Annotated in this window: 16 protein-coding genes and 2 pseudogenes; 13 read left to right on the top strand and 5 right to left on the bottom strand. The window is 67.1% G+C overall.

The annotated features are described in order from the left end of the window. Nucleotides 1-23 precede the first annotated feature (23 nt). From F1643_RS10350 to F1643_RS10340, 3 genes are read left to right on the top strand one after another with little or no spacing between them, the layout of a single operon-like run. Nucleotides 24-3,860, top strand: a complete 3,837-nt coding sequence (locus F1643_RS10350; RefSeq protein ID WP_194912999.1) for an AAA domain-containing protein — start codon at nt 24-26, stop codon at nt 3,858-3,860. 7 nt (nt 3,861-3,867) lie between these two features. Further along, complete coding sequence (locus tag F1643_RS10345; RefSeq protein WP_194912997.1) at nt 3,868-5,127, top strand: hypothetical protein; 1,260 nt, start codon at nt 3,868-3,870, stop codon at nt 5,125-5,127. Continuing rightward, complete coding sequence (locus F1643_RS10340) at nt 5,124-6,395, top strand: hypothetical protein (protein WP_194912996.1); 1,272 nt, start codon at nt 5,124-5,126, stop codon at nt 6,393-6,395. The genes F1643_RS10345 and F1643_RS10340 overlap by 4 nt, the downstream gene beginning before the upstream one ends. Nucleotides 6,396-6,785: 390 nt before the next feature. On the opposite strand, the gene F1643_RS10335 is transcribed toward F1643_RS10340, so the two are convergent. The 3 genes from F1643_RS10335 to F1643_RS10325 are packed head-to-tail and all read right to left on the bottom strand — an operon-like array spanning nt 6,786 to nt 9,410. Continuing rightward, nucleotides 6,786-7,676, bottom strand: a complete 891-nt coding sequence (locus F1643_RS10335; protein ID WP_194912995.1) for a universal stress protein — start codon at nt 7,674-7,676, stop codon at nt 6,786-6,788. Beyond that, nucleotides 7,673-8,524, bottom strand: a complete 852-nt coding sequence (locus tag F1643_RS10330) for a universal stress protein (RefSeq protein ID WP_194912994.1) — start codon at nt 8,522-8,524, stop codon at nt 7,673-7,675. Before F1643_RS10330 ends, F1643_RS10335 begins: the two co-directional genes overlap by 4 nt. 49 nt (nt 8,525-8,573) lie before the next feature. Then, nucleotides 8,574-9,410 (bottom strand): universal stress protein, encoded by an 837-nt coding sequence (locus tag F1643_RS10325; RefSeq protein WP_194912993.1) that lies wholly within the window; start codon nt 9,408-9,410, stop codon nt 8,574-8,576. 177 nt (nt 9,411-9,587) lie between these two features. Between F1643_RS10325 and F1643_RS10320 the strand changes: the two genes are divergently transcribed. The 4 genes and pseudogenes from F1643_RS10320 to F1643_RS24700 all read left to right on the top strand — a co-directional run. Then, entirely contained in the window at nt 9,588-9,776 is a 189-nt protein-coding gene (locus tag F1643_RS10320) for a helix-turn-helix domain-containing protein (protein WP_194912992.1), read from the top strand. 41 nt (nt 9,777-9,817) lie between these two features. Then, entirely contained in the window at nt 9,818-11,089 is a 1,272-nt protein-coding gene (locus F1643_RS22850; RefSeq protein WP_255542628.1) for an HAD-IC family P-type ATPase, read from the top strand. After that, nucleotides 11,010-12,572: an HAD-IC family P-type ATPase gene (locus F1643_RS22845; protein WP_370540560.1), complete on the top strand. Its 1,563-nt coding sequence runs from the start codon at nt 11,010-11,012 to the stop codon at nt 12,570-12,572. The genes F1643_RS22850 and F1643_RS22845 overlap by 80 nt, the downstream gene beginning before the upstream one ends. A 28-nt stretch (nt 12,573-12,600) precedes the next feature. Next, nucleotides 12,601-12,948: pseudogene (locus F1643_RS24700) on the top strand (cation:proton antiporter); the annotation flags it as partial. 242 nt (nt 12,949-13,190) lie between these two features. On the opposite strand, the pseudogene F1643_RS10305 reads toward F1643_RS24700, so the two are convergent. Both F1643_RS10305 and F1643_RS10300 read right to left on the bottom strand, forming a co-directional pair. Next, a pseudogene (locus F1643_RS10305) lies at nt 13,191-13,633 on the bottom strand (DDE-type integrase/transposase/recombinase); the annotation flags it as partial. 118 nt (nt 13,634-13,751) lie between these two features. Further along, on the bottom strand, nt 13,752-14,630 hold the full coding sequence (locus F1643_RS10300; RefSeq protein WP_255542627.1) for a helix-turn-helix domain-containing protein: 879 nt from the start codon (nt 14,628-14,630) through the stop codon (nt 13,752-13,754). Between the two features lie 66 nt (nt 14,631-14,696). Between F1643_RS10300 and F1643_RS10295 the strand changes: the two genes are divergently transcribed. The 6 genes from F1643_RS10295 (at nt 14,697) to F1643_RS10270 (ending at nt 20,950) form a co-directional block, all read left to right on the top strand. Continuing rightward, nucleotides 14,697-16,865 carry an FUSC family protein gene (locus F1643_RS10295; protein WP_194912990.1) on the top strand — a complete coding sequence of 723 codons (2,169 nt, stop codon included), beginning with the start codon at nt 14,697-14,699 and terminating at the stop codon, nt 16,863-16,865. Then, a complete protein-coding gene (locus tag F1643_RS10290) occupies nt 16,862-17,077 on the top strand; it encodes a DUF1656 domain-containing protein (protein WP_194912989.1) in 216 nt (71 codons plus the stop codon). Before F1643_RS10295 ends, F1643_RS10290 begins: the two co-directional genes overlap by 4 nt. Then, nucleotides 17,074-17,955, top strand: a complete 882-nt coding sequence (locus tag F1643_RS10285; protein WP_194912987.1) for an HlyD family secretion protein — start codon at nt 17,074-17,076, stop codon at nt 17,953-17,955. Before F1643_RS10290 ends, F1643_RS10285 begins: the two co-directional genes overlap by 4 nt. Before the next feature lie 162 nt (nt 17,956-18,117). Continuing rightward, a complete protein-coding gene (locus tag F1643_RS10280; protein ID WP_194912986.1) occupies nt 18,118-18,882 on the top strand; it encodes an enoyl-CoA hydratase/isomerase family protein in 765 nt (254 codons plus the stop codon). Further along, nucleotides 18,875-19,645 (top strand): creatininase family protein, encoded by a 771-nt coding sequence (locus F1643_RS10275; protein ID WP_194912985.1) that lies wholly within the window; start codon nt 18,875-18,877, stop codon nt 19,643-19,645. Before F1643_RS10280 ends, F1643_RS10275 begins: the two co-directional genes overlap by 8 nt. 165 nt (nt 19,646-19,810) lie before the next feature. Further along, nucleotides 19,811-20,950, top strand: coding sequence for an LLM class flavin-dependent oxidoreductase (locus tag F1643_RS10270; RefSeq protein WP_194912983.1), 1,140 nt, complete (start codon nt 19,811-19,813; stop codon nt 20,948-20,950). The last annotated feature ends 28 nt before the right edge of the window (nt 20,951-20,978 follow it).

Here is a 20,978-nt window from a genome sequence, read left to right as displayed (position 1 = left end):
GCGTGGGCACCCGGACACACACCATGCTGACGGTCAGTCTCGACCTTCGCCTGGACATCCTTGCCGAGGTTTATCCCATGGCGGACACGGGCCGCGCGCTCTTCAAGGTGCGCAGCAGCCTGGACGGCCTCACCTATGCCCTGAAGCAGTTCAGCCTGGAGCGGAACGACGGAGGGGCGATCCGCCGGGAGATGGCGGCGCTCAACCGCCAGCTCAACCATCCGGAACGCTTTCCGCGATACCGTGCCTACTTCGAGAAGGACGGCTTCGGCTTTCTGCTGCTGGACTGGATGGATGGCACGCCGCTGTCCGGCGCGGTTTCCGCGGCAGCTGTCCGCGGACCCGCCGAAGCCGCGGCACGCGTGGAGATCCTCCGGCATCTCTGCGAGGCACTGAGCTGGGTGCATCGCGCACGGCATTTCCATCGCGACCTGAAGCCCCAGAACATCCTGCTGCGCGATCCCCGCGATCCCCGCAAGGGGGTGGCGCTGATCGACTTCGGCCTCGCCCTGGAGCGCCGCGGCGGTCTGGAGGGCACGCCCGGCTACGCCGCGCCGGAACAGACCGACCGGCCGGATTTCCCCCTCGACCAGCGGACCGACCTGTTCGCCGTCGGTGCCATCGCCTGGTGGCTGATGACGGGTCAGGAATTCCGCTATTTCGGCGATGGCGACGGGTGGTCCGGCGTCGGCCCCGGAACCTTGTGTGCGCTCGCGCCCGGCGTCACACCCGCGTTGGAAGCCGTCATTCTGCGGGCGCTCGCCTATCGTCCGGATCGGAGGCCGCGTTCCCGCGCAGGAGTTGAAGGCGCAGTTGGCCGGAGCCCGGTCATGACTGCCGACCGGCTGTCCTTCTGGGATCCCGCATCGCTGGTGACGCTTCCGGGCGCTCTCCCCATCCTGCTGCCGCGCAACGCCGCCGATTTCCGCGGGCGCTGGCCGGGCGCGACCGTTCCCAGCCTCGACCAGCTTGCCGCGGAACTTGCGCAGGCGACGATGTGCTGCGTGCGCTGCCGGCCCGCTCGCGAGGGTGGCCGCACCTACGTCGACATTCTCACTGGACGCCTTCTCATCTCCGCCTGGGTGCCCGACGGTGAAGCACCGAAGCTGATCCTCAGCAAGAACGGCGTGACGCCGGCCCTGGGCCGTGACAAGTCCGGCATCCTGGCAGCCGGCGGGCGGGTACGGGTGCAAGGTGTCGAACTGGTGAGCGGCACCGCGTTGCGCCAGAGGTTCGAGGAACGTGCCGACGCCTACCGGTCGGGCGACTATGTCCGCTGGATCCTCAATGCCCCTCCGGCCTCCGCGGGCGGCGGTACGGTTGACGAGGACGGCGATGGCGAAGGCGAGGCGGGGTCCGACGCCGAAATCGGGGAGTCGGGAGTGGCGTGGGCGGCCGACCTTCTCCGCCAGGTGACGGACATTGCCCACGAACTGGAGGATGAGGAACTCAGGACCGAGCCGCCCTTCCAGTATGTGGCGCGGCGGGCCGAAGCGCATCGTGGCAATGTCCAGCAACAGTTCCGCCTGACCTTGCCGGAAGCCGACCACCGCCGGCTGATCGAGCGGAAGGCCGCCATGCTGGAACGCATGGACATGGCGAGCGGCGATACGCTGCAGATGCAGGTGCGGGATCTGGAGGCCGGAGCGGGCGAGATCGTCGTCTCGGTGCCGCGCCAGATCGATGCGGCGGCGCTCCCTGCGACGGGGGAACTGCGCCTCGCCAATCCGCCGGTCCTCAGGCGGGTCCGGGAACAGGTCATCGACCGTCTGGCCACGGGGCAGGCGGCGAACGGCTGGCTCCTTCCCCTGTTGGGGGGAGAGCACCCGTTTCCTCCCTTCCACGCTCCCGCGGTCGAACCGCCTCCCGGCGCGACGCCCATGCCGTCGCAGCAGGAGGCGATGAACCGGGCCGCCGGCAGTCCGGACGTCTTCCTCGTCCTCGGACCGCCGGGGACCGGCAAGACCACGGTCATTCTGGCCTGGGTCAGGCATCTGGTGGCCGAGGGCAAGCGAATCCTCGTTACGTCGCAGAACAACAAGGCGGTCGACAATGTGCTGGAGCGTCTTGCGCGCGATCCCGCCACCACCTGCGTTCGCCTCGGGCAGGAACACAAGGTCTCGACCGCGGTCCAGCCCTTCCTGATCGACAACTGCGCGGCGACCTTGCAGAAGCGGCTGCTGACCGATGTCGAGACGGTCCTTGCCGATCTCGATGCGGCGGCAGCCTGGGCCGGGCAGGCACCGGCCGCCATCGCGCGGCAGGACGCCGCGCTTGCTGAACTGGCGGCGGTGGAACGCAGGCAGGAAGACGCCCGTTCGGCGCTGTCCCGCATCGGCGCCGACCTTCGGCAGGCCAGGGAGACCGCGGCTGCGGCCGGCACCGAGTGCGAAGAGCAGCGCAAGGCTCTGAACGACCTTCTGGTCCAGCAGCAGGAGGCGGCTTCCGCCAGCGGCTGGCGTGCGCCCTTCGCCCGCGTCGGCGGACTCTGGGCCACTATGAAGGAACCGTTCGCCACCAAGGCGCTTTCGGCGGCGGAACAGCGCAAGCGCGAGGCCGAGCAGGCCGTGGCCGCGGCGCAGTCGCGGCTGGGCAACCTGCAGGCCGATGTCGACGCGCTGGCCGGTGAGGCCGCGTCTGTGCGCGCCCGGTTCCGCTCGCAGCTGCCGCCCATTCCGGACTCGTCCTTGCCGCCCCGCTTTCGCCCTTGGGAGACTCTGACCATCGAGACGCTGCGGTTCGGCGCGCGGGAGCGGCTGCTTGAGGATGCGCGACGCCTTGCCGATCTCCGTCTTCTGGTCGGGCGCTGGCGGAACGCCGTCGCCGAGAGCCGGCAGGAAACCCTCTATCCCCAGCTCATCGCCGGCGTCGACGTGGTGGGGGCGACCTGCATCGGCATCCATACCAGCGCCGCCTTCCGCGACGTGCAGTTCGACGTTGTGATCGCCGACGAGTCGGGACAGGTCCAGGTCCAGGATCTGATCGTGCCCCTGTCGCGCGCGCCGAAGGCGATTCTGGTGGGCGACCACAAGCAGCTGCCGCCCATCGTCAAGCCGGAATTCCGTGACGCCCTGACGGCCCGCTACGTCGAGGACGACGGGCTCATGAACGTAAGCTGGTTCGAGCATCTGTGGGGGCGCGTGCCGGACGACCGCAAGGCGGTTCTGGACACCCAGTTCCGCTGTCCCGCCGTCATCAGCGACTTCATCTCGTCCAGCTTCTACGAGGGCCGCTATCATGCCGGTCCCGGCATGGCGGCGACACCGCTGTGCGGTGCCTTCACGTCGCCGCTGGTGCTGGTCGACACCAGCCTGCACCCGCGCCGCGGCGAAAGCTCCCGACGCGCCGGCGGCAGGACGGAGGTGCTCGGCAATCGTCTGGAAACGGAGCTGGCCGTCTCGCTGCTGGACCGGGTTCTAGCCGAAAGACCGGACGTCGCCATGGATGGCGAGGTCGGCATCATCGCGCCGTACAAGAGCCACGTCGAGGAGATCCGCCGCGCGCTCGACCAGGCACGGGCCGGCGGAGGGCCGATCGCCGAACTGACCTTGCCGGCCCGCGACGTGGTGGCCAGCGTCGACAGCTTCCAGGGACAGGAGCGCAAGCTGATCATCGTGACGCTGACCAGGGCGAACTCCGCAGGCGTCATCGGCTTCCTGTCCGACTGGCGCCGTCTCAACGTGGCAATGACGCGGACCAGGCATCAGCTCGTGCTGATCGCCGACATGGCGACGATGACGAGGCGGCGGAAAGACCCCGTGGCGAAGGAGGAAGCCTTCCGCTCGGCAATGGAAGGCCTGCGCACGCACGCGCGCAGGCACGGACAGTTCATCGATGCCCGCACCCTGACGGGCGAGTAGGTCAGTCATGCAGCCAAGGCGCTTCATCCCCTTCGACCGCTTCGTCGTTCCCGCCGTCGCCGCCGGAGCCCGGCCGCTTCTGATCGGGCGGGTGTTGTACCCGGTGATCGAGGTCCAGGTCGTCCTCCGCGAGCGCTCGCGGGGGGACATGTCGGAGATCGAACTGGCGCTTCTCGCCGTCATCTCTGCCGGCATCGACCGGACGGACGACCTCCACGCATTGCTGGCGGTTCGCGAGCGGTTCGCGGCTCAGCTTCTCGACCGGTTGCAGGCGCTGGGGCTCATTGACTCTACGGATACGGGGCTGCGGACGACGGAGCTCGGGGAGCTGTCGCTGCGGGAAGGTGCGCTGGTCAAGGATGTCGAGCGCGCGTTTCTCGTCTGCGGGTTGACCGGAAATCTGCTGCCGCGCGAGGTGCACGATCTTCCCCGGCTTCCGCCGGACAAGGCCGCGTCGAACCTTCACGGGCGGCGCTTCCTGGAACCGCGGGACGGGGTTCCGAACCGGATCCTGTCGTTGCAGCTGGACGCGATGCGGGATGATGGCGGACGCGAAGCCCTGGCCCGCTTCGGCATTCCGGACGAGGCCATCGCCATCAATACGGTGGGCGAAGGCATCGGCAGATTCGTCGAGGGCGGTCTCGTGCTGGCGGCGGACCCCGGAGGCGGCTGGCTGGGGGAACTCCGCCTGGGCTCCGCCACCGCTCTCCCATTGGACGGCATGCTCGACCTGCTGGTTCCGGAGGCGGACATCGCGCTGGCGCAAAGTCATGACGCAAGGGATCGGCTGGCCCAGGCCCTTGCCGCGCATGGCGTCGCCCTGGACGGCGCGCCGTCCGTTTCCGAGCGGCGCGGCATCGAGGCGCGGGTGACGGCTCTGGCGCCGCCGAAGCCGCTGACCCTTCAGGGCCGGTCCTGGCTTTCCCGCCTCGGCACGCCGGATCAGCCCGCGCTTCCCATCTGGGAGTTCTGGGCCACCGGACCGGACAACCGCCGCCGTGACATGCTGGACGGGGCCTGCATGTATCTTTCGACGGACGAGCCTGTGCTGTGCCGCGATGCCCGCGCCCTGCGCATCGCCGGTGAGGCGGTTGACCGCTGGTACTCCAAGCCGCGCGCCAAGCGTGCCGCGACTGTGGGGGCCGACATGTGCGATGCCCTTGAGGCCGCCGGCTACGAGCCCGGACGGGTTCGGGTTCTGGCCGAACGCCATGGGGACGGACAGGTCCTCCGGCATCTCGACGAGGTGGAGCTGGTCGACTCATGAGCATTGCCGATTCCCTGCCCGCGGACGCAAGATTTGGCCTTGCCGCCTGGCTGCTCGTGCCCGTCCGGACAGGGCTTCCGGGTGAAGCCGCCGCGCCGCCGGTCGGCTGGACCGCACTCGCCGATGGAGCGGCCGGCCCGGCGTGGGGCACTCCGGACGATCAGGCGCGCTTCTTCCTTGGCGGACTGCGCCGCAGGTTGGGCCTCGACCATGGGCGGCGCTGGAGAATGGAAGCGGTGCCGCCGACGGAGTTGCGCTGCGGGGATGCGGCGGCGGCCCTGCGGGTCGTCGATCTGCTGGCGCTGGACGAATGGGGATTCCTGTTGCTCCGCGTCGAAGTTGCCGGTCTGTTGACGGCCGACGAGGTGTTGCGCTTCAACCGCGCCCTGCCGGCCTGGATTCCGCGAACCGTATCCGAGCGGCTGCCGGACTGGCACGTCGGCGACGGCGTGATGCCGCTGAGCGGTGTCGTGCGCCGTCTGCTGCCGATGGGTGTGGAACCGGCTGAGGAACTGGACTGGTTCGGCCATGACGTGCCCCTGATCCTGATGGTGACGCGGGACGCCGCGGCCGGCGTCGAGCCCGACGCCCTGACGGCGGCCCTGCTTGCCGGACTTCCGCCGGCACGTCCGGACTACACCCTTGCGGTGCCGGAACAGGAACGGCTGGTCGGGAACACCATGGCGGTCTGGCGGAACTGGCTGGTCGGCCAGCACGGCGCCCGCACGCTGTTCTATGCCGCAGGCGAAACGCCGCTGACGGTCAACATCGACCGCTACTACCATCTGCTGGTCGTGCTGACGGCGCTCCAGCAGGTCCGCTTGTGGGATTTCATGGAGCGGCTCGCCGGCCTCCCCGACGCCGGCATCGGAAGCGAGGGTCTCGACCTTCGGCGTGAGCTGGCCGAGTTCCGCCGGATCTACATGCCGCCGAAGGCGTCCACCTATCCGATCGGGGATCGGCTATACCGCTTCTTCATGGATCGGGCGGCGGTGGACGAGCTGGCGTCGACAATCAACCGCGACATCGCCGAACGGGACAAGGTCGAGCAGCTCATGGGCCAGCGACGGGAATCGGCGATCCTGACGGCGCTGACGGCCATCGCGTCCCTCGCCGTGCCGGCCACCACCGTAGCGACGATACTCCAGCTCGACCTGGAGAAGCTCGGAAGTCCGCTCCATTTCTGGGGACCTGCTACGATTGCCACCGCGCTGGCGGTCGGTATCGTGGTCGTATCGTGGCTTCGGTCAGGTGCTCCTAAACGATAGCGGTCAGTGAAGCGCTACACCGGTCAAGAGTCGCAGAAGGTGTCGGTTCTCATGAGTTTGTTGGCCAGTACCGCAATACGGTTGATTGCGGCGAGCGACTGACCTGATCCCCTTGAGTTTCCAGGACCCCATCAAGCGTCCAGCCATTCCGCCGCGTGCCGGCCAACTTTGCAACAGAGCCCGCTCGCGTGCCTCTGGCCGACAAAATCGAGGGCCAATCCGGACAGCCAGCACATTCAGATTTCGAGCCCAACTCGTCGCTTCCGGTGCCGTCGTCATCCCAACCTCCATGCGGTAGGATGAACCCTTCAACAGGCCGCCCTAAGAATGATCCCGGCTGTAGGACCAGGCTGAGCAGGAACTAAGTCTCAGTATGGGCAAGAATTAAGATCAAATTCCTGCAGTGATCCTAGGCAGTGGAGTTGAACCAGCAACCGGGACCACCAGCACGTCGCAAGGACTGTCGAGCAGGAGGCATTCGGCTACGCTTCCGAGCAGCAGGCGCTCCATCGCTCCCCTGGCATGGGTTTGCGTGCCGACAACAGTCAGCCCCGCTTGGACCTCTTTCGCTCCGGACAGGATTGCCGGCGCCGGCACGCCCCAGCCGAGGAAGGGGAGGCAGTCACCATCGGCGAGCCCGGCCCGCCGGCTGATCTCACGCAGGAGCGTCTCGCAGCGTCCGCTCATCACTGCTCGATGTCTGTTCATCTGATCCGCGCCGGCGCTCGCCACAGCCATCTGGAGCAGCATCGTGTCGTCGAGTACGTGCATGGCATAGAGTGTCTGCCCTCCGGAAAACCGGTGTGCCAGCCGCAGTACGCCGGCAGCCTCCTCGGTCAGGTCCACGGCCGCCAGCGTGCACGGGTACTCTCCGGGGGCGGGCCGCTTCACCACGAGGACCGGCGCAGTTGCGTGACGAACCACGCGCTCCACCGTCGTTCCGGTGAGAATGTCTTCGAGGAGGGCTCGACGGTGTGCGCCGAGCGCGATCATGTCAGCCCCTTCTTCCGCCGCCACCTTCAGGATCACCTGGAAATCAAGGCCGCCGACGGCGTGAACGGAAACCCGGTCACGTGGTGGATACCCCGGCCCACCCACCGTTGCGTCGAGGACTTGGAGCGCCTGCTTGCGCTCACTTTCGAAGAGGGCTTTGGGAAGCTCGTCGTCCACCACATGCAGGATGATCAGCCGCGCCTCCTGGCGCGCCGCAAGATGGGCGGCTTGAGCCACCGCCCGCTCGCTGCGGCGGGATAGGTCCGTGGCGGCCAGCACCGTCTTCATGATGCCGCCCCGGCGGGGGGCCGCACTGCCACCACATCGCAGGGCGGATTGCGCAGCATGAACTCCGCGACACTGCCGAACACGGCATGGGCCAGCCCCGTGCGGCCATGCGTGCCGATCACCAGCAGATCGGTGCGCATCCGCTGGCATTCCTGCCAAAGCGACCCCAGGGTTTCTCCATGGGACAGGAGGCACTGCGGTTCCACCGCTACCGGGAACTGACAGCGGACGGAGGGCATCACCGCCTGGACGGCGGCGCTCAAATTCTCCTGGCACCGCTCACGGTAATCGCCGTGGGTGTCGGAGCCGTACAGGAATCCCTCGTACGGAACATGATAGGCGTGAACCACCGCGACCTCCTCCGGCCGGAAGCGGAAGGCGAGGCGCAGTGCCGCCTCCGCATGCCGCGAGAAGTCGAACCCGACCGTCGCGCGCCGGTATGGCTTCAGCGCGGCGTCCTTCACCAGAAGAACGGGCGGGTCGGATTGCCGCAGCACATTCCAGGCCGTCGAGTCCCGGAAGGTGTCGTCCTCCGGTGCGACGCGATGCGCGCCGAGAACGATCAGATCCGCTCCGATCTCCGCGGCACACCGCAGGATCTCGCGATCCGGGGTGCCAACCGTGATCCGGATGTCGGGTTTCGGTTCACCGCCACGCGCCTCCAGATAGGCGCCGATCGCCTCCGCCGCCTCCACCTGCCGGCGCTTGATGGCTTCCTGAGACGGTCCGCCGTCGACGACATACAGCACGACGAGGTGCGCATCGCGTTCCCGTGACAGCATCAGGGCCCGGTCGAGCGCCCGGTCCGAGCGGGCCGACAGATCGGTGGCGATCAGGATGGTCTTCATGGTCGTTTTCCTCCCCGATAGATGCGCGGTGGCTGCGCCTTGCCTGCGGTCAGTGCGAGACGAGCACGGGAACCTGAAGATCATCCAATATCCCTTGGGTGGCGCCTCCCAGGACGAAATCCCGCATGCGGGAATGGCCGAAGCCTCCCATGACCAGCAGACCCGCGCCCACATCGCGCACATGCGCCTGCAGGACGTCCGCAATGGAGCGGCCGCCGCTCTGCAGCCGGGAAACCTGCGCCTCGATGTCGTGATCCGCCAGATACTCCGCCAGCCGTTCCCCCGCAGAGTCATCGGCCAGGGGCTTTTCGCCGGCCACCGTGACGATGGTGACCGTTCCGGCGCGATGGAGGAAGGGGTGGGCATCGCAGACTGCACGCGCGGCGGCGCTCCCGCCGTCCCAGGCGACCACCACATGGTCCGGCGCTTCGGCCGGCGCGGATTCCGGAACCAGAAGGGCCGGGCGGCCGGAGCCGAAGATCACGGCTTCGGCGGTCAGGCGCGGGATCCTGTCGTGCTGGCACATCCCGAGCAGGACGAGGTCGTGATAGCGCGCCTGACGGGCGATGACGTCTCCGAACTCCCCTGGATAACGCTCGACCTCCAGGGTGCGCAGCGGGATCCCCGACGGTTCCAGTTCGGCCTTCATCGCGGCGATCAGCGCCGCCGACCGCGCCCGGCTTCCGGCCTTCGCCTCCCGGATCATCGCAGGCACGTTGATGACCAGATTGCCGAGGAGGCTGGATGGGCTGGGGAGATCGATGTTGCAGGCGAGAGCGAAGACATTGGCCTGCAGGTGCTGGGCGTACACCGCCACCTGCCGGGCGATGCCGTCGGCGTTGCCATCGGGATAGGTATGAAGGGGAACGAGTATCCGCAGTGTCATAACGCGTCCTCCCAAAGTAAGCGGCCTCAGCCGTTATCGGGGCGCACCTGAACGAACCGGTTCCATCGCACAAGGAAACCAAACTCCCGTCGAACCCGCGTTGACCTGGGTCAATTTCCGCTCTGTCCACCTATGCAAGGATAAACCCCGCTAAATCCCCATCACTCGGCTCCAGCCATGCTCAGCAAACCCATGATGACGGTGCAGGAGGTGTCCGCCGTCCTGAAGATCTCCGAAGAGACGGTGCGGGAATGGATTCACGCCAAGAGCCTCCGCGCCATCAAGTTCGGCCGCGAATGGCGTATCGCCGTCCGCGACCTGGAGAGCTTCCTCAACATGCGCGCCAACCGACCCATGGAGGAATGACGGCCGCCGGTGGAGCCGGCCAACCATTCAGGAGGTGGAGAATGCTCGTCGAAGAGGCCAGGAAAGCCACTCCGGACCGCGCCGTCTCCGGCGCATCGCCAGCCTCCGACGTGCCGGCATGGCATGCCCTGGCTGCCGCGGAGGCCGAAATCCTGCTGGGCGCGCGCGCCGAGGGCTTGACCGAGCCCGAGGTACGCGAGCGCCGCCTGCGCTTTGGTCCGAACAGCCTGCCGCCGCCGAGGACCCGTGGTCCGTTGCGCCGTTTCCTGGCGCAGTTCAACAATCTTCTGATCCAGGTGCTGTTGGGGGCCGCGGCGATCACCGCCGCGCTCGGCCACTGGACCGATTCCGGCGTGATCCTCGCGGTGTGCGTGCTCAACGCCACAGTCGGGTTCATCCAGGAGGGCAAGGCCGAGCAGGCGCTGGACGCCATCCGCCACATGCTGTCGGCCGGCGCCACCGTCCTGCGCGACGGCCACCGCGCCACCTTGCCGGCCGAGGAACTGGTGCCGGGGGACCTCGTGCTGCTGGAGGCCGGCGACAAGGTGGCGGCCGATCTCCGGCTGGTGTGGTCGAAGAACCTGCATGTGCAGGAGGCGGCGCTGACCGGTGAGTCCGTGCCGGTCGGCAAGGCTGTCGATCCGGTCGCCGCCGACGCGCCGTTGGGTGACCGCAGTTCCGTGGCGTATTCCGGCACACTCGTTACGCACGGGCAGGGGCGCGGCATCGTGGTGGCCACCGGCGCGGCGACGGAGATCGGCCGGATCAGCGGCATGATGTCCCGGCTGGAGGGCATGGAGACGCCGCTGCTCCGGCAGATGGCGGTGTTCGCCCGCACGCTGACCGCCGTGATCCTGGGCATCGCCGCGCTGGTCTTCGGCTTCGGCGTCCTTGTCCACGACTACGGTGTCACCGAACTGTTCATGGCCGTGGTCAGCCTCGCGGTCGCCGCCATTCCGGAAGGCCTGCCGGCCATCCTGACCATCACGCTGGCGATCGGCGTGCAGCGCATGGCGCGCTGCAACGCCATCATCCGCCGGCTGCCGGCGGTGGAGACTCTGGGATCCGTTTCCATCATCTGCACCGATAAGACCGGCACCCTGACCCGCAACGAGATGACCGTGCGTGCGGTCGTCGCCGACGGCCGCCAGATCGAGGTCGGCGGCGTCGGCTACGAAACCGCAGGGCGGCTTCACGTTCGAAGGGCGGGACGGGCTGGCCGAGGAAAGCCCGGTGCTGGTCGAGCTGGCGCGGGCCGGCGCGCTGTGCAACGACGCGGCGTTGCACCAGACGGACGGCGGCTGGACGGTTGAGGGCGATCCGATGGAGGGGGCTCTCCTGGTGCTGGCCCACAAGGCGGGGATCGACCCCGTGGAGGAGGGGCGGCGCCTGCCGCGCACCGACCTCATCCCGTTCGAATCCGAACATCGCTTCATGGCGACGCTGCACCACGACCATGAGCATCGCGGCATCGTCTATGTGAAGGGCGCGCCGGAGCGGATCCTGGAAATGTGCGCGGCCGAACGCGGCGCGGACGGCGACCGGCCGCTCGACGCCGCCGCCTGGCAGCAGCGCCTGGAGCAGATGGCGGGGCATGGACAGCGGGTGCTGGCCTTCGCGGCGAAGGCGGCCGGGCCGGACCACCGCGAGCTGAGCTTCGGCGACGTGGAGGGCGGGCTGGTCCTGCTCGGCCTCGTCGGCATGATCGACCCGCCGCGCGCCGAGGCGATGGAGGCCGTCGCCGCCTGCCGGGCCGCCGGCATCCGCGTCAAGATGATCACCGGCGACCATGCGGTCACCGCCCGCGCGATAGGCGCCCAGCTCGGCCTGGAGAATGCCGGCTCGGCCCTGACCGGACCGGAGATCGAACTGCTGGGCGACGAGGAACTGGCACGGCTGGCCCCGGACGTCGACGTCTTCGCCCGCGCCAGCCCGGAGCACAAGCTGCGCCTCGTCCAGGCGCTGCAGGGGCGGGGCCATGTCGTCGCGATGACCGGGGACGGGGTGAACGACGCGCCGGCATTGAAGCGGGCCGACGTCGGCGTCGCCATGGGGCGGAAGGGAACCGAGGCCGCCAAGGAGGCCGCCGAGATGGTGCTGGCCGACGACAACTTCGCCTCGATCGCGCGGGCGGTGCATGAAGGGCGGACGGTCTACGACAATCTGAAGAAGGCCATCGTCTTCCTTCTGCCGATCAACGGCGGCGAATCCCTCAGCGTCATCATCGCCATCATGGCCGGGCTGACGCTGCCGATCACGCCCCTGCAGATCCTGTGGGTGAACATGGTCAGTTCCATCGGGCTGGCACTGGCACTGGCCTTCGAGCCGCCGGAGCGCGACGTGATGGGCCGTCCCCCGCGCCCGGCCGGCGAGGCGCTGCTGTCGCGCTTTCTGGTCTGGCGGATCGCCTTCGTCTCGATGCTGATGACGCTGGGCATCTTCGGCATGTTCAAGTGGGCGCTGTGGCACGGTGCCGACGAGGCCACGGCGCGCACGGTGGCGGTCAACACGCTGGTCGTCATGGAGGTGTTCTACCTGTTCAGCGTGCGCTACCTGCGTGCGCCGTCGCTGACTTTCCGGGGCGTGCTGGGAACGCGGCCGGTGCTGATCGCGGTGGGCGTGGTGACGGCGCTCCAGCTGGTCTTCACCTACGCGCCATTCATGGAAGCGCTCTTCGACACCCGGCCTCTGGGCGTCGCGCAGGGGCTGCCGGTCCTGGCCGCGGGCGTCCTGCTGTTCGCGGTGCTTGAGATCGAGAAGCTGATCCGTCGCCGGCGGGGCAGCCGGTCGCCATGAAGGATGCGCGGCCATCGGCCGCACGCCCATGTCGGCAACGCTCGGGGGGGTGAGAGCAGTGGCGTTTCTGCACCAGTCGATTTTCTACGAGATGGCCGCACCGCTGGCGTTGGCATCCCTGATCGGCTTGCTGGGGCTTCTGCTCCGCCAACCCCTGATCGTCAGCTTCATCGGGGTCGGCATCCTCGCCGGACCGAGCGTGCTGGGGCTGGTGCAGTCGACCGAGCACATTGAACTGCTGGCCGAGATCGGCATCGCCGTACTGCTGTTCCTGGTTGGTCTGAAGCTCGATGTCAAACTCGTGCGCACCTTGGGTGCGGTGGCGCTGGGCTTCCTGATCGTGCAGGACCTCGTCGTGGTCCTGGCCATGGTGGTTTTGTCGGCGTATGGCGTGAGTGCCGGAGGGAGCCGGTCGGGCCTTGGTATCGCCGAGGTGGCAGGCAGCGGCATTCTGCTGCTGGCGGCGGGGTTTCGCTCGCGTCCACCAGCTTCCGTGAAACCCTTGCTTCACGGCTGGCGAGCTTGCGCGACTTCCTGCTGCTATTCTTCTTCATCGGTCTCGGTGCGCGGTTTGAGCTGGGGAGCCTTGGCAACCAACCCGGCGCATCCATCGTGCTGGCGCTCTTCGTGCTGGCAGGCAACCTGCGACCCTCGATCACTGTGTGGATGAGGCCGCTGCCCTTGGCCGGCCGACGCTCGTGAAGAGCCTGTTCGAGCGCATCCAGAACGAAGCCGGCGTGGGCTGTGCTGGACACCCGCCAGCCAACGATGCGGCGGGCGAAGGCGTTGATGACGAAGGCCACGTAGACGAAGCTCTGCCCTGTCGACACGTACGTGAAATCGGCCACTCACAAGGCGTTCGGACGTGAGGCCTGGAACTGCCGGTTCACCCGGTCGGCCGGCTCTCGCGGTTCCGTTCCGGAACCGCTGCCGCCGCAAGGGGGGCACAGCGCCGCCCGGTCGCTGATCGTGGTGCGCACCGCCTTGCCACGCGGCGCCCCCTTCAGGCCCATCCGGCGCATGAGCCGGGCGACCGTGCAACGCGCCGCGTCAATGCCGTCACCATCCGAACCGCGCGGGACTTCAGGGGCGTATTTGGGTGATGCCTGTTTCGTCATGATGATCCCAGTCTCTCAGAAGATGGGGCCTCCGGGAAACCCGGCGCGGTTCACTCTTCAGTTATCGGTTGTGAGTTCCGGCCCCAATATCATTCGCGCTCTTCCTTATTCGGGATTGTGACAGCTTCATCCTGCGTTGAGTAAAATACTGTGCCGGTGTACTTCCCAGAGCTTTCTTGAACATCGTGATGAAAGCATTGACCGACTCATAGCCCAGCGAATCCGCCACAGTCTGCACCGCCGCCCCGCTGGCCAATTCACGAAGTGCTACGACAAGGTGCAACTGCTGTCGCCAACGTCCGAACGTCAGGCCTGTCTCCCGGATCATCAAACGAGCCAGCGACCTCTCGCTCATCGCGACGCGCTTCGCCCATTCCCCCAATGTGCTCCGGTCGGACGGTTCGATTGTCAGGGCGTCGGCGATCGCCCGGATCTTCGGATCATTGGAGATGGGCAGGTTGAAGTGTTCACGCGGCATCCCGGCCAGCTCGTCCAGCGTCACCCGTGCAAGCCGGGAGGCATGGCTGTCGGGTGGATAGTCCGAAACCTCGCCGCTCAGCCGGTTGACCAGTTCCCGCACCAGCGGAGAAATCGACAGGGTGCAGCAGACATCGGGCAGATTTGCGGCTCCCGGCTCCACGAACAGGTAGCTGAGCCGGGCATTCGCCGTCGTCCTGACGCTGTGCGGCATGCCGCCCGGAATCCACACTCCGCAGTCGGGCGGCACGATCCAGATCTCGTCGTCAGCGGTGCAGGTGACGGCGCCATGCAGCGCCAGAATCAGCTGTCCCTTGCGATGCACATGCACCGGGACTTCCGCCGCGTATTCCGCGAAGTCGAGCCGGCGTGCGACCGCAGGCCGCTCCGCCAGATCGGGGTCGAAGACGGAAACGGCCGACCGTGATGCGGACGTGGGTTTCGGCATGATCGACTTTGGCATGATTGAGGGATTTTTTGACAGGATACCTAATTTATCCGGATGCGCAATGCACCGATACTCTCGGGCATGAGAACCGAACAACCTTCGAACCGGCTCTTCGCCATCACCGGCGTCGCGGCTATCGGGCGCGCGTGGTCACTGCAATCCCGGATGCCGGTATTGCGAGCGGATGCGGATGCGCTGCTCTTCTCGGCAAAGAGCTTCGCCGCGGCGATGCTGGCCTACTACATCGCCCTGCGTACAGGAGTGCCGAAGCCCTCTTGGGCCATCGTCACCGTCTACATCGTTTCGCAAAATTCGGCAGGCGCGTCGCTCAGCCGCGGCGTCTATCGGTTCGTGGGGACGATCGGCGGTGCCGTGGCGACCGTGGCGATCATCCCCTGCTTCGTCAACGATCCGATTGTCTGCAGCGTGGTTCTCGCCAGCTGGATCGGCCTGTGCCTCTACCTCTCGCTGCTGGACCGCACCGCGCGAGCCTATGCCTTCGTTCTGTCCGGCTATACCGCCAGCCTGATCGGCTTCCCCGGCGTGTTCAATCCCGCCGCCATCTTCGATACGGCGTCGGTGCGGGTCCAGGAGATCTCCATCGGCATCCTCTGCGCCGTCCTGGTCCATCGCTTCGTCCTGCCGAAGCGCATGACCGGCCAGTTCACCGCCAGGCTGTCGGCAACGTTGCGGGACGCCCGCCGGCTGGCGGGCGACGCGCTCCGCGGAAGCTCCGGGCAGGCGATCCGCCGCGACCGCGACCGGCTTGCGGGGGATCTTCTCGCCCTGCAAGGGCTGGCCGCTCACCTGCCCTACGATCCGGTCCCGGTGACGCCGAGCCGCGAGACGTTGCAACTGATCCATGACCGGCTTGCGCGACTGCTTCCACTCGCGACGGAGGTCGAGGACCGCATCCATGCCCTTCGCATCGGAGACCACCGCCTGCCTGACGAACTGGCCGCGCTTCTGGATGGAGTAGGGCATTGGGTCGCCGCCGCCCATGCGGCCGACCGGGACGCTGTTGCGATCCGGCTGATCGACCGCGCGAAGACGGTGCGGACACGCATCGCCGAGGAGGCCATGACGGCCGGCGACAGGCTCGCGGCCAATCTCGCCGGCCATCTCGCCGAGATGATCGGCCTGCTTTACGAGTGCGACCGGCTTGAACGGATCATTGTACGGAGGGGTACACGGACCGCCATAGCCGCCGCCCGGCCGCCGGCCGCCGCATCGCACCTCCGTTCAAGGCGTGCGACAGGCTATGTCTATCACCGCGACCCCTGGATGGCGGCCCGGTCCGCGCTGGGCGCGGTCGCCGGCATCGTCATCGGCTGTGCGTTCTGGATCTGGTCGGCCTGGCCGGAGGGCGGAATGGCGGTGTCGATCCTGGGCGTCTGCTGCTCCCTGTTCGGCAATGTCGACACGCCGGTGCCGAATGTCGTCAAATACATGATCGGGTCGGTCGCCGGGGTGGCGATCAGCCTGGCCTACAGCTTCGTCATCCTGCCCCGCGTGACGGATTTTGCCGGCCTCGTCGCGGTGCTCGCGCCGGCCTTCCTGTTCGCCGGCTCCCTGCAAGCCCGTCCTCCGACGACATACATGGCGCTCGGCATCACCCTGACGATCCCGATCCTGTCGGGGCTGGGCGCCACCTATGCCGGCGACTTCGCCGGGTCGCTCAACAGCATCATCGCGCTGTTCGCGGCGACGGGATTCGCGGTCGTGAGCATGGGCCTGTTCCAGACCATTCCGGTCGATGCGGCAATCGGCCGGCTGCTTCGACTGAATCGGCAGGATGTCAGGCGGCGGGCCCTGGGGGGCGGTTCCGACGAAGCGCTCTGGACAAGCCTTATGATCGACCGGACGGCGTTGTTGCTGCCGAGGCTCCGGCTGTCCGGGAAATCCCACCCGGATGTGCTTGACGACACCCTGCACCATCTTCGTGTCGGTCACGCCGCCAGTCGGTTTTATCAGGCAATCCGGCATCTCGACGGCAATGACGGTGCCAACGATGACGGCGAGATCGGCTACGACGGGTTCGAGCTTCTCACCGCGATCGCCCTGCGCTTCGGCCCAGGATACCGGGCGGGGCCTTCCGATGCCGTCGCTCTGCACCGGCGCATCGAAGCGCTGACGGCGCGGATCGCCGACAGCCCGATTGCAGACCGCAGTCTGTTGCTCGACCTGCTCATCGACCTCCGGTTCGCCCTCGGTCCGGGCGGCGCGGCAAATCGGGAGAACGACCGATGATCCTGGATCTCGACATCGGGGGCGTCTTCCTCCCCGGTTTGCTGGTGCTCGCCCTGGCTGCCCTCGTCGGCACCGTCGCGGCGGTCCGGCTCTTCGCGGCTGCGGGACTCTTCCGGCTGACCGCCAGCCGGCCGCTCGTCGAACTCGCCACCTTCGCCCTCCTCTACGGTCTGCTCCTGCGGGCTCTGCCATCCAGCGGAACATTTCAATGAAACCTGTGCTGTCCCTGCTCGGGCGCTACGCCCTGACCCTTTGCTTCGGCTCGGTCGCCGCGCTCGTGGCGCTGCAGGTGTGGACGCGCCACGAGCAGACGCCGTGGACGCGCGATGCCCGGGTGAGCGCGGAAGTGGTCCAGATCGCGCCGGAGGTGTCCGGGACCGTGGGCGCCGTCTCCGTCGTCGACAATCAGTATGTGCATCGTGGCGACATCCTCTATCAGATCGACGCCAAGCGGTTTTCGCTCGCGGTGGCGTCCTCGCAGGCCGAGGCCGAAGCCAAGCGCCAGGACATGCTTGTCCGCCAAGCGGCGGCGCGGCGGCGAAGCCAGCTCCGCGAGGTCATTTCGCAGGAGGATCTGCAGCAGACGGCCGGCGCCGCCGCACAGGCGGCAGCGACCTATGAAGGGGCGGTGGCGGCGCTCGATCTTGCCAGGCTCAATCTCGCACGGACGACGATCCGGGCGCCCATCGACGGATATGTCACCAATCTGCGGCTGCGCCCCGGCGACTATGCCACGGCCGGCGTGACGAAGATCGCCATCCTCGATGCCACCAGCTTCTCGATCACCAGCTATTTCGAAGAAACGAAGCTGCGGCGCATCCGTGTCGGCAACCCGGCGCAGATCATGCTGATGGGCTTCGATGAACCGATTTCCGGCCATGTCGAAAGCATCGGCCGGGGCATCGAGGACAGCAACGGAACGCCCGGCCATCGCGGCCTGCCGAATGTCGAGCCGACCTTCAGCTGGGTCCGTCTCGCCCAGCGCATACCGGTGCGCATCCACATCGACCGGGTGCCGCCCGGCATCGAACTGGCGGCGGGCATGACGGCGACCGTCGCCATCGGGTCCGCAACCGCCGACGCGCTGTAACCGGCGACGGGAGAGCGCGGCATCTTTCGCCGTCAAACACAGGTGCCGCGCCAGAACATCCCTTCACGGTCGCGCTCGCGGGGAGACTTCGGAAGAACCCATCGAGGCGCACGCGCTAACCTCCGGCGTCAGGGAGTCCCGCGCAACCTGAAAGGACACAACATGCTGAGGATGGATCGTTTATCCACGACGCTGGTCCGGCTGACCATGGACAGGCCGCCCGCCAACGCGCTTTCCTTCGATCTGATCCAGGCGCTGGCGGACGATCTCGCCCGGTTCGGCGAAGAGGCCGACGCGCCGGCCGTGATATTGACCGGTGCCGGCGAGCGCTTCTTCAGCGCCGGCGGCGACATTCGCGAAATCACCACCAGAGCGGACGCCGCAATCCCGCGAATGCGCGCCTTCCATCGGCTGCTTGTCGCGCTCGAAGGCTACCGCCGCCCGCTGCTGTGCGCCGTCAACGGCTATGCGGTGGGAGGGGCTCTGGAGCTGGTTCTGTTTGCGGATCACGTCGTGGCGAGCGACAGCGCCAAGTTCGGCTTTCCCGAAATCAATCATGGACTGCTTCCCGCCGCGAAGGGCATGCGCCAAGCGATGAACCGCCTCGGGCGCCGGGCTGCCGAGCGTCTCCTTTATTCCGGGGAGCTTGTTTCGGCGCAGGAGGCGCAGGCGATGGGCCTCGTCGATGAAGTCATCGGTTTCCACGAGCTGCAGGACCGGACCCAGGTCGTCGCCGAGACGCTTCGCCTCAAGGACATGCATCTGTTCTCGGCGATCAAACGGACCTTCGCCGATGCGCCGCGGATGACCGATGAGGAGCTTGAAGCGCGCACGCTCGGCGACATGCAGGATTACCTGAACCGCGAAGAGGCCGCCGCGGCGCGTGAACAGTTTTTCCAACGCAAGGCGAGGCAGCAGCATGGCTGACGGCGATCATCTCCGGCTTGAGTTCATGACCTCGTCCGAGGTCGCTCTCGCCATTGCAGGCGGTACCCGGACCATCGTCATCCCCTGCGGGGCGGTGGAGCAGCATGGACCGCACCTGACCCTCAGCGTCGATGCCGACCACGCGGACCAGCTCGGCATCCTGGTGGCGAAGGGCGTGGGAGACGCGCTGGTGGCACCGACCATCCGGGTCGGCTGTTCGTCCCACCATCTCGCATTTCCCGGCACGATCTCGTTGCAGGACAGCACGTTCGAAATGATCTGCCGGGATTACTGCACCAGCCTGGCGAGGCACGGGTTCGAACGCATCCTGATCTTCTCCGCTCATGTCGGCAATTTTCCGCCCTTGGCTGGCATGCTGCCGCGATTGCGGTCGGCCGTGCCCGCCTCCTGCCGAATCTCCGCCTTCACCGATGCGAAGGCGTGGCTGGAGTGCTGGCGCGATGCGGTGGAGGACGCGGGCGGCGAGCCGATCAAGGTCGGCGGCCATGCCGATATCGCCGAAACCTCGCTGATGCTCGACCTCCACCCCGAGCGGGTGCGCACGGAGCGTTTCGAGGCCGGAAGACTGGGGCTTCTTTCGCAAGGCGACCTGGAATTGATGTGGCGCGACGGGCTTTCGGCCGTCAGCGCCAACGGCATTCTCGGCGACCCCAACGGCTCCTCGGCAGCCATCGGCAGGCACTGCATCGAGCGCATCGCCTGGCTTCTCGTCGAGAGCTTTTCCCGCGACGACCCGGCTTGACAGCGCGCCGCCCTTGCGCGGTCGTCCGGCTGATCATTCCTACACAAAATAATGTTCTGAGCACACAGCCGGCGTCACGGATCTTCGGCAGGTTCTGCCGCCGGCTTCGTGACAATCTTCCAAATACCGAAGAGGCATCCCAAACAAACCCGAGAGGGCATTCAAATGGCAGTCAAGTTCGGCTTCTGGTCCGAGCAGGAAACACTGGTTGGACAAAGCTATTCGCGCCGGCTTCATGAACTCGTCGAAGAAGCGGTGTTTGCCGAGAAGATGGGTTTCGACATCGTCAGCCTGTCCGAGCAGCATGTCGCCTTGGGCGGGATTTCCAGCTCCGCTCCGGAAGTCGTGTATGGCTACCTCGCGGCGGTCACGTCCCGCATCCGGCTGAGGCCGGCGGTTTCGCTGATGCCCAAGAAGATCAACCACGCCCTCCGCACGGCGGAACGTGCGGCGGTCACCGACATCCTGTCCAACGGCCGCATGGAGCTGTATTGCGGCCGCGCCAACACCACCATCGCGATGCGCGCCTTCAACGTGGAGCCGGCGGAAACCCTTGAGCAGATGGAGGAGGGGATCGCGCTCATCCGCGAAGCCTTCGGCAAGGACATCTTCACCTTCGAGGGCAAGCATTATCAGGTTCCGCCGCGCATGCTGGTGCCGAAGCCGATCCAGAAGCCCTATCCGCTGATGGGCATCGCCGCGACCAGCGAGCGCAGCCATGTCTGGGCGGCCAGCCAGGGGCTCGCCGTCCTCAGCCACACGCTCTACCAGGGTTGGGACGCCCAGGCGAAGATGGTCGAAGCCTATCGGTCGAACTGGCGCCGGGATCCCAACGGCCCGCTCGACCGTCCGCGTCTCGGCATGCCGGTGTTCCTCGGGATCGCCGAAACCGATCAGGCGGCGAAGGACATCTATGCCGAGCCGCTGATGCAGTACGCCCGCATCTCGACCGATGCCTATCCGCGGCTGGCGAAGATCGCGGACGACTACGCCTACATGGGGGAGGGGCTGGAAGCGCTCCAGCGCGCGGCCACCGACTGGGATTATCTCCTGAACGACTCCGCCAGCCTGGTTTGCGGCAGCCCGGATACGGTCATCCGCCAACTGGAACGCTTCATCGAAACCGGCGCCGAAGAAATCCTGTTCCACATCGACTCTGTTTCGCACGCCGAGATCATGAAGGCCATCGAACTGGTCGGGCGCTACGTCATCCCGCATTTCAACGACCGCAACAATGTGGTGCGTCCGACCGACGAGATCCTCGACCAGATCCGCAGGATGCGAAAGACGAACGCTTCGGCCTGAAGCCCGTGCCGTCCGATCTGGCGAAGCG

The sequence above is a fragment of the Azospirillum sp. INR13 genome (assembly GCF_015390205.1).
Lineage (GTDB): Bacteria > Pseudomonadota > Alphaproteobacteria > Azospirillales > Azospirillaceae > Azospirillum.
The sequence above is the reverse complement of the archived record's forward strand: the minus strand, read 5'-3'. Positions and strand labels throughout refer to the sequence as shown.

What these genes read in the sequence shown, in the direction of transcription:
- F1643_RS10335 (WP_194912995.1), bottom strand. Translation starts at nt 7,676, where the DNA reads ATGAAGACGGTGCTGGCCGCCACGGACCTATCCCGCCGCAGCGAGCGG.
- F1643_RS10345 (WP_194912997.1), top strand. Translation starts at nt 3,868, where the DNA reads ATGCAGCCAAGGCGCTTCATCCCCTTCGACCGCTTCGTCGTTCCCGCC.
- F1643_RS22850 (WP_255542628.1), top strand. Translation starts at nt 9,818, where the DNA reads ATGCTCGTCGAAGAGGCCAGGAAAGCCACTCCGGACCGCGCCGTCTCC.
- F1643_RS10285 (WP_194912987.1), top strand. Translation starts at nt 17,074, where the DNA reads ATGAAACCTGTGCTGTCCCTGCTCGGGCGCTACGCCCTGACCCTTTGC.
- F1643_RS10300 (WP_255542627.1), bottom strand. Translation starts at nt 14,630, where the DNA reads ATGCCAAAGTCGATCATGCCGAAACCCACGTCCGCATCACGGTCGGCC.
- F1643_RS10270 (WP_194912983.1), top strand. Translation starts at nt 19,811, where the DNA reads ATGGCAGTCAAGTTCGGCTTCTGGTCCGAGCAGGAAACACTGGTTGGA.
- F1643_RS10290 (WP_194912989.1), top strand. Translation starts at nt 16,862, where the DNA reads ATGATCCTGGATCTCGACATCGGGGGCGTCTTCCTCCCCGGTTTGCTG.
- F1643_RS10350 (WP_194912999.1), top strand. Translation starts at nt 24, where the DNA reads ATGCTGACGGTCAGTCTCGACCTTCGCCTGGACATCCTTGCCGAGGTT.
- F1643_RS10295 (WP_194912990.1), top strand. Translation starts at nt 14,697, where the DNA reads ATGAGAACCGAACAACCTTCGAACCGGCTCTTCGCCATCACCGGCGTC.
- F1643_RS10330 (WP_194912994.1), bottom strand. Translation starts at nt 8,524, where the DNA reads ATGAAGACCATCCTGATCGCCACCGATCTGTCGGCCCGCTCGGACCGG.
- F1643_RS10325 (WP_194912993.1), bottom strand. Translation starts at nt 9,410, where the DNA reads ATGACACTGCGGATACTCGTTCCCCTTCATACCTATCCCGATGGCAAC.
- F1643_RS10275 (WP_194912985.1), top strand. Translation starts at nt 18,875, where the DNA reads ATGGCTGACGGCGATCATCTCCGGCTTGAGTTCATGACCTCGTCCGAG.
- F1643_RS10320 (WP_194912992.1), top strand. Translation starts at nt 9,588, where the DNA reads ATGCTCAGCAAACCCATGATGACGGTGCAGGAGGTGTCCGCCGTCCTG.
- F1643_RS10280 (WP_194912986.1), top strand. Translation starts at nt 18,118, where the DNA reads ATGCTGAGGATGGATCGTTTATCCACGACGCTGGTCCGGCTGACCATG.
- F1643_RS10340 (WP_194912996.1), top strand. Translation starts at nt 5,124, where the DNA reads ATGAGCATTGCCGATTCCCTGCCCGCGGACGCAAGATTTGGCCTTGCC.